9 protein-coding genes are annotated in these 14,089 nt (G+C 45.1%); 3 read left to right on the top strand and 6 right to left on the bottom strand.

Annotated elements, in window-relative coordinates; translation table 11 throughout:
• Positions 1–10: 10 nt before the first annotated feature.
• Both RDV52_RS06315 and alaS read right to left on the bottom strand, forming a co-directional pair.
• Positions 11–4,048 carry a DEAD/DEAH box helicase gene (locus RDV52_RS06315; protein WP_004366480.1) on the bottom strand — a complete coding sequence of 1,346 codons (4,038 nt, stop codon included), beginning with the start codon at positions 4,046–4,048 and terminating at the stop codon, positions 11–13.
• 505 nt (positions 4,049–4,553) lie between these two features.
• On the bottom strand, positions 4,554–7,217 hold the full coding sequence (gene alaS / locus RDV52_RS06310) for an alanine--tRNA ligase (protein WP_040557035.1): 2,664 nt from the start codon (positions 7,215–7,217) through the stop codon (positions 4,554–4,556).
• A 95-nt stretch (positions 7,218–7,312) separates the two neighbouring features.
• On the opposite strand from alaS, the gene RDV52_RS06305 reads away from it, so the two are divergent.
• The gene (locus tag RDV52_RS06305) at positions 7,313–7,651 is read left to right on the top strand and encodes a MerR family transcriptional regulator (RefSeq protein WP_004366482.1); all 339 of its coding nucleotides are present in this window, start codon (positions 7,313–7,315) and stop codon (positions 7,649–7,651) included.
• 124 nt (positions 7,652–7,775) lie between these two features.
• Here the strand turns inward: RDV52_RS06305 and pgeF are convergent, their stop codons facing one another.
• The 4 genes from pgeF to hpt form a co-directional block, all read right to left on the bottom strand.
• The gene (gene pgeF, locus RDV52_RS06300) at positions 7,776–8,588 is read right to left on the bottom strand and encodes a peptidoglycan editing factor PgeF (protein WP_004366483.1); all 813 of its coding nucleotides are present in this window, start codon (positions 8,586–8,588) and stop codon (positions 7,776–7,778) included.
• Entirely contained in the window at positions 8,581–9,753 is a 1,173-nt protein-coding gene (obgE, locus tag RDV52_RS06295; RefSeq protein WP_004362901.1) for a GTPase ObgE, read from the bottom strand. Before obgE ends, pgeF begins: the two co-directional genes overlap by 8 nt.
• 162 nt (positions 9,754–9,915) lie before the next feature.
• Positions 9,916–10,488, bottom strand: coding sequence for an adenylate kinase (locus tag RDV52_RS06290; protein ID WP_004362900.1), 573 nt, complete (start codon positions 10,486–10,488; stop codon positions 9,916–9,918).
• Positions 10,488–11,027 carry a hypoxanthine phosphoribosyltransferase gene (gene hpt / locus RDV52_RS06285; RefSeq protein WP_004362899.1) on the bottom strand — a complete coding sequence of 180 codons (540 nt, stop codon included), beginning with the start codon at positions 11,025–11,027 and terminating at the stop codon, positions 10,488–10,490. The genes RDV52_RS06290 and hpt overlap by 1 nt, the downstream gene beginning before the upstream one ends.
• Positions 11,028–11,119: 92 nt before the next feature.
• On the opposite strand from hpt, the gene RDV52_RS06280 reads away from it, so the two are divergent.
• Positions 11,120–12,637 carry a bifunctional ADP-dependent NAD(P)H-hydrate dehydratase/NAD(P)H-hydrate epimerase gene (locus tag RDV52_RS06280; RefSeq protein ID WP_004366484.1) on the top strand — a complete coding sequence of 506 codons (1,518 nt, stop codon included), beginning with the start codon at positions 11,120–11,122 and terminating at the stop codon, positions 12,635–12,637.
• A gap of 580 nt (positions 12,638–13,217) precedes the next feature.
• A complete protein-coding gene (locus RDV52_RS06275) occupies positions 13,218–14,087 on the top strand; it encodes an electron transfer flavoprotein subunit beta/FixA family protein (protein WP_004366486.1) in 870 nt (289 codons plus the stop codon).
• Positions 14,088–14,089: the final 2 nt, after the last annotated feature.

Here is a 14,089-nt window from a genome sequence, read left to right as displayed (position 1 = left end):
AACGTGTACATTAGTCATCTTTCAGCAAATCGAGCATCTCTTCCTGCGTGATGACATGTGCCATATCGGAGCCTTCGAGAAGCGAATCGGCAAGGTCGCGCTTGGTTTTGTGCAGGCGAAGTATCTTCTCTTCAATGGTGTGTTGGCTAATTAAGTGGTATACGGTTACGTCTTGTTGCTGCCCAATGCGATAGGCACGATCGGTTGCCTGTTGTTCTATAGCGGGATTCCACCACGGATCTAAATGAACAACATAGTTTGCACCCGTCAAGTTTAAACCTAATCCGCCTGCCTTCAGACTGATGAGGAAGAATGGACACCTACCCGACTGAAAGTCTTTCACAAGCTGTTCGCGTTTCGCCATGGGCGTACTGCCGTCTAAATACAGATAAGGTAGCTGAGCGTTGTCCATTGCATAGCGCACTTCTTCCAAGAAACTGGTGAACTGACTGAACACCAATGCTCGGTTTCCGCTATCGTTGAGACTTTCTGCCAAGTCAATAAAGGCGAGCAATTTACTGCTTGGTACCTTCCAACTTTTATCTACAAGCGAGCAACTACATGCCATTTGGCGCAGTTTTGTAATCTCGGCAAGCGTGCTGACGTTAAGCGATTTGTCGGTGCGAACCAACTCTTCAACCATTTTACGGTACATTTCATACATGGTTATTTCGTTCGACGATAGTTCAACGGGCAGTTGTATATCGGTTTTATCGGGCAATTCCTTTATAACTTCGCCTTTTGTGCGACGCAATAAGAAAGGTGCAATAAGCCGGCGGAGCTGACTTTGCCGTTCTTTATCGTTGTTTCCTTCAATCGGTTGTATAAATTTCTGCTTGAATTGTTCAGCACTTCCGAGCAGACCAGGATTGATAAACTGGAACAGATTCCACAGTTCGGACAGGTGGTTCTGAATGGGTGTACCTGTAAGAATGACCTTTCTTCGGGCTTTCAGCTGCATGGCTGCCTTCGACATCTTTGTGTTGGCATTCTTTATAGTATGTGCTTCGTCGAGACAAACTACGTTCCATTCGCGAGTAACGAGTATTTTCTGTTCTATGTTCAGCAGTGTATAGGTAGTAACAACAACGTCGCCAGCCTGCACTTTGTCTATGTCGGCTGTGCGGTTGTCGCTTTGGTTCAGTACAATAACGTTCAGTGTAGGGGCAAATCGCCTTAGTTCGTTGCGCCAGTTGGGCACTACCGAGGCTGGCGCAACTACCAAAGATGCTCCTTTGCTGCTTTGTTCCAACAGCAGAGCTATGGTTTGCAGCGTCTTTCCCAGTCCCATATCATCGGCAAGACACACACCTGCCCCCCACGATGTAACCTTAGACAACCATTCGAAACCTTCTTCCTGATAGTCGCGAAGCTGTGCATTGAGCGTGTTGGGAACGAAAGGCGGGGTTGTATTGCTTTCTTCTATCCGCTTTCGCAGCCGGGTTACGGCTGGGTTACTTTTTAGGTTCAACGATTTGTCGTCGAGTATTTCGCCTATCAAAGACACGGCTGCAGGCGCCATTTGCAAATGCGAATGACTCTCAGAAGTTACCGTGTCCAAGCGTTTCAATATGCGAGTAAGCTGAGTGCTCAATGTAATGTATTCGTTGTCGCCAATGCGAATGAACTTCTGCTTGTTGTTTTCCCGCATTATGTTGAGCAGCTTCTGAAGTGATATAACCTGCCCTTTGTCTATCTCTACATTGCCTTCTACCTCGAACCAACCGGCTTTCTGCATGAACGATATGCTGGCTGAGCTGCTGCTTATTCCGGAATATAGGTTCAATTTCTGGTTCTCGGGCCATTCCATTGTGCAGATTTCCTGATTGTTCTTGCACCATTGCATAAACAAAAGCAGCTGTTCCGTAGTGAGTGTGAGCGCATCGGTAACGCTGTCGGGCAACCATTCGTCACCTTCGTCGCACACTTCTGCTTCTATTAAGCCTTCGGTTATGCGCTTCATATTCTTTTTCTCTGCCTTCAGCTTCCTAACCAATTGGAGCTTTTTCCCATCTCTTTCTATAATGGTGGTTATGTTTCCGTGTCCTGGAACGAAGTTAAGCGAGTCGGAACACACCATGGCTGTTACGTTAAACTGCACGGGATTGATGGGCAAAATGCGGAGCGTGATGACCGGTGGAGCGTCTACAGACTGAATAGTATCCAATTCTGCCACCATATTGGAATGTATCTCGGTCTTCCCGCCCAACGCTGTGATGAGTTTTACAAGTAGCGGCTCGGCTTCGGCAGGGTATGTATCTTGTGCCAATATCTCCCTATAAACCTTTACTTCTTGTGGTTTGGGGAAGATGACAGAATAGTCGGTGTCGGTATTCTTCTTTACATAATGCTTCATATCGTTGCTTATCAGCAGCTCTTCTATATTCGTCGATACCTTAAAAGTTCCGTCTTTCTGCTTGTCTATTATAAGGAATGGCTTGTCTTCGTGTATTGTTACGGGTTGCAAATCGTAGTTCGAGCCTACATAAACATGGTTGCAGCCCACAAGTTGAGGCAGATATGAATCGACATCGACATAATAGTCCCATGATTTAATCGACTTTATCAGCCGGTTGTCTGTGTCGTCTAACAGCGATTCTTCCAGCGTTTTCAGTTTATTTACAGATATTTCTTTGCCTACAGACCATTTGCCCGACTTCAGTTTTCGCTTGACAATAGGAGTTATATAATGGTTTCTGATAAGATAAATCAGCATGGCTTCGCCCTTTGTTTCGTTGCCCACGCTTGTTGAAATATTACTTTTTATAAGACTTTCCAACCGCCTCCGCCATGCTTCCTTAATGTTCAGACGGCTCAACAACGGCTCTCCACCAAACAGTTTCTTCAGTTCAGACGTCTCAGCGCCACCGTCTGCAGTTTGCGTTTCCAGCTTTAAGTATGCCCATTTAGGCTTTTGGGCTGGTGTTGAAATCTCTTCCGGGCGTGAATAGAGCCGTTTATATATGCTACAACTTAGCCAAAGAGTTGCAATGGCGGCGAGTTCGCTCAACGACATTATTCTGGTCCACTCGTCGGAAGTAATGTCTATCTTGTCGCAGAAGTAGTCTCGCATCGGCTGTACTATGAAATAGCTCGAATTAACAGACGGCAACGAGTTGTAGCTTGCCAAGTTTTTCTTACTCAAAGTATTCACTTTCTTAAGCGATTCTTCGGTTCCTATCAAAAGCAATGCCAACAAATAATAGTAGTTGCTCACCGGATTAACAAATATGCCTGACTCCGACGCTACCTTATTGTTCAGCGTAAATGCCTTAAGAAATATTTTGTATGCCTGCTGATAGTTGCCTTTGTACAGTGCCTGAATGGCTATAAGTTGCAGCGTGAACTGATTTACTGCTGCAGTATTTAAATCGATGCAAAGCTCGCCTGTTGCAAAATAATAGTAGAAAGCGAATATTTCTGTTGCGAATACATCTACACCGGCGTACGAATTGACTTGATTATGATTGCTTACAAGCTCTTTTAAGTATTCCCAGTTTATGTCTTCGTCGTTGCAAATGGCAATTAGCAGCCTGCTATTCAGCAACGAAGCAAATCTATAATCGGGTATTTTGTCGATTATTTCTCTGTATTTTGGCTTATCAAGCAGAGGATTAAGATAGTGGCAAATGTCTTCGTCTATAATCAATGGCGTGTTTAAATTCTCGGGTTGCTTGGTGGAAGCAATAAGCGTAATCAACCTGCGCACGCCATAGTCGGGCTTGTCTATGTTGTGTTCCCGCTTATACAGCGTTCGAATGCTTTTCAGCAGTACACCGTTCCGGAGCTCAAACAAGCTGTAGAGTGCTTCTAACAAAATGCCGCTTTCCAATTTGTAGAGGTTGGTTTGTTTACCATAGTATGAGGAGCGAACCTGTATTATATTCTTCGACAAAAGTCCTTTGAAGGCATCAGATGCCAATTCCTTCACCATCAACTTGGATCCTAATCCTAATATTGTAGATTTAGATTTAGAATAATCGTCGAAATATGCCAATAGCATTGCCAAGGTCTGCTCGTGTTGCGATAGAGAGTCGAAATCAGTCATGCAAATATTATCTATGATGTTAAAAAGTTTATGCCGTGTTTTATTGCTGTCTGCAAAGTTACTGCTTATTGCGAGATATGCAAAACTATTCTGACTATTTCGTATTTTCACGGCAAAGGTTATTGGTATCTGTCAGAAATGGGACGTCATTTCCAATTGGAAAAGATGGCATTTCCTGTTATCATAAGCTTTTACAAAAGATTGGAGAAAAATCATATAAAAACAGATATGACGTCTCAATTAGAAAAATATGACATCATATTTGAGAAAATATAACGTCATATTTTTCATTATATGATATCATATTGATTATTAACTGATTACAAAGGCAGCAAAAAGACTCGTCTTTGAGGACTTTTGATGACCGAAAAGTGCAATAATTTATTCATCATTTTCAGGGGTTTTGCAAGCGAAAAATTCCCCCGAATGATGACGGCAGATAGAAAAAAGAAGTCTCGCTGTACACTTCTATACAACGAGACTCCGAAATTGGGTATATATAAAATTAATGCAGATTAGCTAATTCGACGGCTTTGTCTACCGCAGCAGTTACACCTTCAACGTCCTTGCCACCTGCCTGTGCATAGTGTGGCTGTCCGCCTCCGCCGCCTTTTATCAGTCTTGCAGCTTCGCGGATAATCGTCCCGGCGTTCAAGTCGTGGTCTTTCACCATGTCATCGCTCAGCATAATGGAGAGCAACGGCTTGTTTTCGTAGGTGGAACCCAATATGCAGACGAGCTTTTCGGGGATTGCAGCACGCACTTTAAAGACGATGTCTTTTGCCGAAGCAGGTTCCACGGGCAGCACAGCCTTCACTACTTTCACTCCATTCACGGTTTCGGCACCTTCCACCAAGCTATTTGCGAGGCGGGCAACGGTTTGCTGACGGAAGTTCTCCATCTGTTTCCTCATTGCATCGTGCTCCTGAATGTATTTCTCTACAACGCCACGCAAGTCTTTTGCATTGTTGAACATCGCCTTCAAATCGCGTACGGTGTCTTCGAGCAGGTAGATAGTCTCCTCGCATCGCTTGCCGGTAAGCGCTTCTATACGGCGGACACCTGCAGCCACGCTGCTCTCGCTGATTATCTTGAAGAAGCCTATGCGCCCTGTGGACGTAGCGTGAATGCCGCCACAGAACTCGCACGACGGCCCAAACTTAATAACACGCACCTTGTCGCCATACTTTTCACCGAACAGTGCCACCGCTCCCATTTCCTTAGCTTCCTCCAACGGTGTGTCGCGATACTCTCCGCATGGGAAGTCCTGACGTATCATGTCGTTCACAAGACGCTCTACCTGGCGTAGTTCCTCGTCGGTTACCTTCTGGAAGTGTGAGAAATCGAAACGCAAAGTGTCTGGACTGACGTACGAACCCTTTTGTTCGCAATGCTCCCCCAGCACCTGTTTCAGCGCATAGTCTAACAAGTGGGTTGCAGTATGGTTGGCAGCCGATGCGTCGCGCTTGTCGGTGTCTACGCACGCCATAAAGTCTGCCTCCACATTCTTTGGCAGTTGCTTTACTATATGAATGCTTTGGTTATTCTCTCGCTTCGTATCCACAATGTCGATGGTCTCGTCTTCGCTTACCAAGACTCCCTGGTCGCCAATCTGTCCACCCATCTCGCCATAGAATGGCGTGTGGTCCAACACCAATTCATAGAAAGTATTCTTCTTCTGGGTAACCTTTCTGTAACGCAGAATGTGGCATTCGTATTCGGTGTAGTCGTAGCCGACAAACTTTTGTTCGCCCTCGCGCAGTACCACCCAGTCGCTGTTTTCCACAGCTGCAGCATTGCGGGCACGTGCCTTTTGCTGTGCCATTTCTTCCTCGAACTGCCTTCCGTCTACACTGAAGCCGTGTTCGCGACAAATCAATTCAGTCAAATCGAGTGGGAAACCGTAGGTATCGAACAGGCGGAACGCCTCTTTCCCGCTGAGTTCGGTCTTTCCTTGCGCTTTCATTTCGTCCATTGTGTTGGTTAAAAGGTTGATACCCTTCTCCAAAGTGCGCAGGAACGAGTCTTCCTCTTCCTTAATAACTCGGACAATAAGCTCGCGCTGAGCCGTAAGTTCGGGATAAGCACCACCCATTTCGTGGATAAACGTGTTGAGCAACTTGTAAATAAACGCCTCTTTCTGGTTCAAGAAAGTATAGGCATAGCGCACGGCACGGCGCAAGATACGGCGGATAACGTAGCCTGCTTTCGCGTTGCCCGGCAACTGGCTGTCGGCAATCGAGAAGGCAACGGCACGCATGTGGTCGGCAATAACGCGCATTGCAATGTCTATCTTCTCTTGTTCGGTCTTCGCTTCTCCGTTCTTGCCCGATGGCGTAGTGAAGCCGTACTTCTTTCCGCTCAGGCGTTCTATCTCCTTAATGGTAGGCTGGAAGATGTCGGTGTCGTAGTTTGAGTTCTTTCCCTGCAGCATGCGTACAAGGCGTTCGAAGCCCATACCCGTGTCGATGACGTGCATTGAAAGGGGTGAGAGCGAACCGTCGGACTTGCGTTGGAACTGCATGAAGACGATATTCCATATCTCAATCACCTGCGGGTTGTCTTTGTTTACAAGTTCACGCCCGGGTGTTTGCGCCTTTTCTTCGTTGCTGCGAGAGTCTACATGTATCTCCGAACATGGACCGCACGGACCTGTTTCGCCCATTTCCCAGAAGTTGTCATGCTTGTTTCCATCTATAATGTGGTCTGCCGGTAGGTGTTTAGCCCAGTATTTGGCAGCTTCGTCATCGCGAGGAATACCATCTTCAGGACTGCCTTCGAACACTGTAACATACAGATCGGCTGGATTTAACTTCAGAACATCAACCAAATACTCCCACGCATAGTCGATGGCACCTTCCTTGAAGTAGTCTCCAAAGCTCCAGTTGCCGAGCATTTCAAACATTGTATGGTGGTAAGTGTCGTGTCCAACCTCTTCCAAGTCGTTGTGTTTTCCACTTACACGCAAACATTTCTGTGAGTCTGTACGGCGGCGTGGCTCCGGGTCTTTCGTCCCAAGTATTATATCTTTCCACTGGTTCATACCAGCGTTGGTAAACATTAGCGTTGGATCGTCCTTGATAACCATTGGCGCGGACGGTACAATGACATGTCCTTTCGACTCAAAGAACTTCTTGAAAGAGTCGCGGATTTCATTCGCAGTCATCATTTTCATATACTTTATTTTATAAAATTCATCTAAAAGTGTTGCAAAGATACTGACTTTTCACTATTTTTGCAAACGAATTGTAGATTGATTAAGCTATGGCAGATAATTCGCGCAAACTATATTATTCCATTAAGGAGGTGGCACAGATGATAGGTGTGTCGGAAAGTTTACTTCGTTACTGGGAAACAGAATTTCCCCATCTCCGCCCCAAGACCACAGGAAACCGTGTCCGACAGTATACCGTTAAAGATATTGAGCATATAAAGATTATCTACAATCTTGTAAAAGTGCGTGGATTTAAGATAGCTGCAGCAAGAAAAATGTTGCAAGAGAACCGCAGTGGTGCCGATAAGAGTCAGAAAGTGCTTGAGAGCCTGATGTCGGTACGCGACCAGCTAAAAGAATTGAAAGCACAGCTCAGCGGCTTAGTGTAAGCGGTTTGCTTACACCTTAATATATTAGAGGTACTTTGAATATATAACAGAAACCGTTTGGCACGCCAAGAATAGTTTTACGGTCGTGGCAAAACAATAGAATAAATGGGTAAGGAAATACTTCTTACCTCAATATAATTCCGTTATAGATACGTCCAGAGTTTATTCCGAGCTTACGAGCAGAGAAGTAATCGCTTGTATTATCGTAGGTACAGATTTTCTCATCAATTATATTTTGCGGCAGAATACCCATTGTTTCCATATCTATACGGTTGGAAAGCTTCAAATCTAAATGCCATTTCAAAGGGAGTTCTCCCTCTTTAGTTTGCAAAACACGAAAGCGTTTGGCAATTCGTTCCATACAGAATTGCGCATTGGCAAACTGTTCGTAGACTTCATCGCCTACTTCGAAGTTCTGCAAAGAGATGCCTGGACCAATCACTGCTCGCAGTTCTTGCGGTTTGGTTTGGTAGACAATGCCCATCTCCCTGATGGTTTTCTGCACTATATGTTTCGCTGTTCCACGCCAACCTGCATGTATTGCGGCGGCAGCATGGTGCTTGGTATCGTATAATAGAACAGGAATGCAATCGGCAGTCGATACTCCGATGCAAACGTCTAGCTCATTCGTCATTACCGCATCGACACCTTCTATAATTTGTTCACGAATGTTTGCAGGCAAATTAAAATATTCGTGAGCAATGATTTGTGAACAATCACCGTGAATTTGGTGTGGAACAATAAGCTTGTCAATATCAATTCCTAAACTGTTGGCTAAGTTTCTGCGGTTTTGTTCTATGTCTTCTGGCACATCACCGCAATATTTATTAATGTTGAAAGCAGCATAATTGCCTTTGCTCACGCCTCCGTACCGTGTAGATGAGAAGGCAACGACATTGCTTGCAAGCTCATAATAATGTAACTCGGGCTTATTCATCAATGTACTCAAAGTCGTCAAGTTCGTCTATTTCGTCAAGTTCGTCTTCGTCATACGGTTCTACATCTACAACATCGGCACCTTCTTCGTGCATTTCTTTCTCGAAACGTGCCATGTCCTTGTCGCGGTGCACGAGCGTGTCTTCTGCTACAATATCGTTCAACTTGTTGCTTTCTGCATTAAGTTCTTTCCACAACATGTCTTTTAGTTCCTCTATTCCGCTACCAGTAACTGCAGAAATAAACACCACAGGCAAATCGGTTGGTAATGTTTCTCTTAGCATCTCTATTAGCTCTTCGTCTAAAAGGTCGCTCTTCGTAACTGCCAATACTCTGTGTTTGCTAAGCATTTCGGGATTAAACTGACGGAGTTCGTTCAACAATATCTCGTATTCCTTCTTTATATCGTCGGTATCTCCAGGCACCATAAACAGCAAAAGCGAGTTGCGTTCTATGTGTCTGAGAAAGCGCAAGCCCAATCCCTTACCCTCGCTTGCACCTTCGATGATACCCGGAATGTCTGCCATGACGAAGCTTTGATGGTCGCGATAGCTCACAATGCCCAGCGATGGCTCCATCGTCGTGAAAGGATAGTTGGCTATTTTCGGCTTTGCGCTTGACAGCGACGACAGCAATGTAGACTTGCCGGCATTTGGAAAGCCCACCAAACCCACGTCTGCCAGTAGCTTCAGTTCCAAAATAATCGTCATTTCCTGCATTGGTTCGCCTGGCTGGGCATAGCGTGGTGCCTGGTTGGTGGCAGTACGGAACTGGAAATTGCCCAATCCGCCACGGCCGCCTTTCAGCAATACCACTTCCTGACCGTCGTATGAGATGTCGCAGACAAACTTTCCGGTCTCCGCATTGTAGACCACCGTACCACAGGGAACGTCGATATAAACATCTTTCCCATCGCTTCCGTGACACTTGTCGCGCCCTCCGTTGCCTCCATGTTCGGCGAAAATGTGGCGTTGATAACGCAAATGTAGCAGTGTCCAATAGTTGTGGTTGCCACGCAGAATAATACTTCCGCCTTTTCCTCCGTCTCCTCCGTCAGGTCCGCCGTTAGGATTATACTTCACGTGGCGTAGGTGCATAGAACCTTTACCGCCCTTACCCGAGCGACAATATATCTTGACGTAATCTACAAAGTTCGTTTCTGCCATAGCTTAATAAGGAGTTTTAATATAGCCTAATGGGGAGTTCTTGTAATGAATACTGGTAGAAATGCCTATCAGTAGCGGCATTTTATAAAATAGAAACGATGATAAACAGCAGATAAAAGTATGCATACAGCAAAGCTTTCTGCGATTTACCATCGTTCTATATTATAGTTCTTCGATAACAGATTCGATGCGACCGAAGATTTCGTCTATTGTTCCAAGACCTTCAACGTGGTGGTGAATGCCTTCTTTTTTATACCAATCAATCAGCGGAGAGGTCTGTGTGTGGTACACGTTCAGACGCTTTTTAATGGTTTCTTCGTTGTCGTCAGAACGCCCGCTTTGCTGCCCGCGCAGAATAAGGCGCTTCATAAGTTCCTCTTCTGGCACAAACAGTTCTATCATAGCAGCTATTTTGTGTCCTCGTTTGGCAAGCATAGACTTCAATGCATCGGCTTGTGGAATGGTACGGGGAAATCCGTCGAAGATAACACCTTTGTGTTCCTTGCCGAAACTGTCGTAAACATTAGCCAATATGTCCACCATAAGGTCATCGGGGATAAGCTGACCATTGTCTATATAGCCCTTTGCAATTTTACCAAGTTCTGTTCCTTTCTTAATTTCAGCGCGCAATACGTCGCCCGTAGAGATGTGCTCGAAGCCGTATTTCTCTATCATTCTGTCGCTCTGTGTGCCTTTTCCTGCACCGGGAGCACCGAAAATTACGATATTCTTCATTATTCTTGTACTAAAGTATATATGTCTCTTAAATTCCGTCCTTGCTGATCGTAGTCCAAGCCGTAGCCCACAATAAAGTCGTTAGGTATCTCCATTGCCGCGTATTTTATGTCCAATGCCACTTGCAACTTGCCCGGTTTCAGTAGCAATGTACTGATATTGATATTTGCCGGAGACTTTTCCCAAAGTGTTTTCAGCATACGTTCCATGGTTCTACCCGTGTCTACTATGTCTTCTACGATAACTATTTCGCGCCCTGCAATGTCTTCGTTCAAGCCAATAACTTCGGTAACCTCTCCCGATGATTGGGTTCCCATGTAAGAAGCAACCTTTACAAAGCTTATTTCGCAGGGAATGTCAATAAACTTCATCAAGTCTGCAGCATACATAAACGATCCATTGAGAACAGCAAGAAATAAAGGATTCTTGCCTGCCATATCTTTATTTATCCTGTCGGCAACACTCTTTACTTTCTCAAGAATAGTTGTTTCTGGGATTGATATCTCGAATGTTTTATCTTTAATTGTTACGCGACTCATTGTGATAAATCTGTTATTTATCCGCAAAATTACGAAATTTAAACTGAACTATCCTATATGATTGGCATTTATTTTGTAAATTTGCCACTATTATGAAGATATTTACGAGCGCTCAGATGCGCGAACTTGACCAATATACAATAGAACACGAACCCATAAGATCGATTGATTTGATGGAGCGGGCAGCCAAAGCACTAACCCATGCCATTATGGAAGAGTGGAGCAACAGCACCCCTGTGGTGGTATTTGCAGGACCGGGAAACAATGGTGGCGATGCTTTGGCGGTGGCACGTTTGCTTCATGGCGAAGGCTATCAGGTAAAAGTTATCTTGTTCAATATCACTGATAAACTGTCTGAAGACTGTGCCTTGAATAAAGACAGACTGTTAGACTTAAGGCATTTTAAAGACTTTACCGAGGTAAAAGTATCGTTCGACCCTCCCGAACTTACAGCCGAAACACTTGTCATAGACGGTTTGTTTGGCATTGGTCAGAACAAACCCCTTGCAGGCGGATTTGCCTCACTCGTTAAATACATCAATCAGAGTCCTTCAAAAGTAGTCAGCATCGACATACCTTCGGGACTTTTAGCCGAAGATAACTCGCGAAATGTAGCTGCAAACATCATAAAAGCCGATCTAACACTTACCTTGCACCAAAAGAAACTTTCGTTCTTGTTTTGCGAATCGCAGCAATTTCTGGGGCGTGTAAAGGTTCTCGACATACGATTGAGCAGAGAATTTATTTGTAAGACAGGTGCGCAATACACCATTTTGGAAGAGAACGACATACGAGCAAAGTTGATTCCGCGCAACGATTTTGCCCATAAAGGAACTATGGGACAGGCCTTAATTATTGCAGGAAGCTACGGAATGGCTGGCGCAGCAGTGCTTGCCACGCGTGCCTGTCTCCGTTCTGGTGCCGGGAAGGTGGTTGTACACACGCCAAAGCGAAACTATGACATTATGCAGACTGCCGTTCCAGAGGCTGTAATGCAGATAGACCACGAAGAAACCTACTTCTCTGAACCAGTAAACGTGGAAGATTTCGATTCGTTGGGTATTGGTCCGGGCTTGGGACAGCAAGAAAACACTGCCATTGCCATGATTTCGCAAATACGAAGGACACAATGTCCCGTCGTGGTAGATGCCGATGCACTTAACATGCTGGCTTCTCACAGAGCGTGGTTGCAGCAGTTACCGAAGAACATAATTATGACACCGCACGCAGCAGAGTTCGACAGGTTGAGCGGAACACCTGCCAATGGAGAATACGAAAGGTTGGAACAGGCGCAGCTGATGGCTCAAAACCTTGGGGTATATATATTGTTGAAAGGTCATAACAGTGCCCTTTGTCTGCCAAATGGCAACATTCTTTTCAACTCTACGGGCAATAGCGGTATGGCAACGGCGGGCAGTGGCGATGTGCTCACTGGTATCATAACGGCTTTGCTGGCTCGTGGCTACGCCCATGCAGATGCTTGTGCCGCTGGAATGTACCTGCACGGCTTGGCAGGCGACCTTGCTGCAAACGATTTAGGCAAGGAAAGCCTTATTGCCGGCGACATTGTAGACTATCTTCCAAAGGCTTTCAAGCGTCTTGGCGATTAGTTCTTGGCTTACCATTCTTGTGGTCTGGCAAAAAACTTTATGGAGAATAATCCTTCTCTTTTATTACGTACAGAATATGCCCAAAGCATCTTTATTTCGTAAAGATTATTCTTTAACAAAATAATAAAAATGCTTTGACAATATAAAAGTGCCTGTTTGACCGTTCAAAACAGGCTGTTTGACCGTCCAAAACAACCTCTTTTGCTATGTCAAAGCGAAACTACCATTTTCTAATAGGACTTTCTATAGAAAACAAGAGCGTTTTCCGTATTTTTATAAACCAAGAATGAAGCAAAAGAAAATAATATGCCGATGGTTAGTTTTGGCGACTGTCTGCCCCCGAAAATTCCTATAACTTTCTGCTAAATCCCAACAGCAGGAAGCCCTACCCTACCTTCATGCACCGTAAAAAAGTTTTAGCCAATCGGCTTCTATCGCTTTTATCATTGCGCAAATGTCCTTGTTTGTGCACGTTCTGTAGGTTTTTGTGCATTAAATTTGTGTGATTTATAAAAAAACCGTACTTTTGCTACACGTTTTTTATTTAAGTAATGAACATCTAAACAACACATTATATAATATGAGTTTGAAAATTGTTGTACTTGCAAAGCAGGTACCTGACACACGAAATGTGGGTAAAGATGCCATGACAGCAGAAGGAACGGTGAACCGTGCCGCCTTGCCCGCAATCTTCAACCCTGAAGACTTGAATGCACTTGAACAAGCATTGCGATTGAAAGAACAATATCCGGGTTCGACAGTGGGTATCCTTACAATGGGACCTCCCCGCGCCGGCGAGATAATTCGTCAAGGTTTGTACCGCGGTGCCGATACTGGCTGGTTGCTGACCGACCGCAAATTTGCTGGTGCCGATACGCTTGCAACCTCTTACGCCTTGGCTACTGCCATCAAAAAGATAGGCGATGTAGACCTTGTAATTGGTGGACGACAAGCCATTGACGGCGATACGGCACAGGTTGGACCGCAGGTAGCACAGAAGTTAGGGCTAAATCAGGTTACTTACGCTGAAGAAATTCAGAAGATAGAAGATGGTAAGGCTACCATTCGCCGTATGATTGACGGCGGTGTGGAAACGGTTGAAGCCCCCTTACCCGTAGTTATAACCGTGAATGGCACCGCTGCGCCAGCACGTCCGTGCAACGCAAAGCTCGTGATGAAATACAAATATGCAACCTGTCCTATGGAACGCACAGGCAAAGAGCCTTGGGCAGAACTCTTCGAACAGCGTCCTTACCTTACGTTAAATCAGTGGTCGGTAGCCGATGTTGATGGCGATGAAGAGCAATGCGGACTTTCTGGTTCGCCAACAAAGGTGAAAACCGTGCAGAACATTGTGTTCCAAGCGAAAGAAAGCAAAACCATCAGTGGCTCGGACGAAGACATTGACGGCTTGATAAAAGAATTGTTGGACGAGAAGATAATAGGATAAGC

The sequence above is a fragment of the Prevotella nigrescens genome, assembly GCF_031191185.1.
Classification (GTDB): Bacteria; Bacteroidota; Bacteroidia; order Bacteroidales; family Bacteroidaceae; genus Prevotella; species Prevotella nigrescens.
Note: the sequence above shows the minus strand (reverse complement) of the source record. Positions and strands in the feature narration are given on the sequence as shown.

What these genes read in the sequence shown, in the direction of transcription:
- RDV52_RS06315 (WP_004366480.1), bottom strand. Translation starts at nt 4,048, where the DNA reads ATGACTGATTTCGACTCTCTATCGCAACACGAGCAGACCTTGGCAATG.
- alaS (WP_040557035.1), bottom strand. Translation starts at nt 7,217, where the DNA reads ATGATGACTGCGAATGAAATCCGCGACTCTTTCAAGAAGTTCTTTGAG.
- RDV52_RS06305 (WP_004366482.1), top strand. Translation starts at nt 7,313, where the DNA reads ATGGCAGATAATTCGCGCAAACTATATTATTCCATTAAGGAGGTGGCA.
- pgeF (WP_004366483.1), bottom strand. Translation starts at nt 8,588, where the DNA reads ATGAATAAGCCCGAGTTACATTATTATGAGCTTGCAAGCAATGTCGTT.
- obgE (WP_004362901.1), bottom strand. Translation starts at nt 9,753, where the DNA reads ATGGCAGAAACGAACTTTGTAGATTACGTCAAGATATATTGTCGCTCG.
- RDV52_RS06290 (WP_004362900.1), bottom strand. Translation starts at nt 10,488, where the DNA reads ATGAAGAATATCGTAATTTTCGGTGCTCCCGGTGCAGGAAAAGGCACA.
- hpt (WP_004362899.1), bottom strand. Translation starts at nt 11,027, where the DNA reads ATGAGTCGCGTAACAATTAAAGATAAAACATTCGAGATATCAATCCCA.
- RDV52_RS06280 (WP_004366484.1), top strand. Translation starts at nt 11,120, where the DNA reads ATGAAGATATTTACGAGCGCTCAGATGCGCGAACTTGACCAATATACA.
- RDV52_RS06275 (WP_004366486.1), top strand. Translation starts at nt 13,218, where the DNA reads ATGAGTTTGAAAATTGTTGTACTTGCAAAGCAGGTACCTGACACACGA.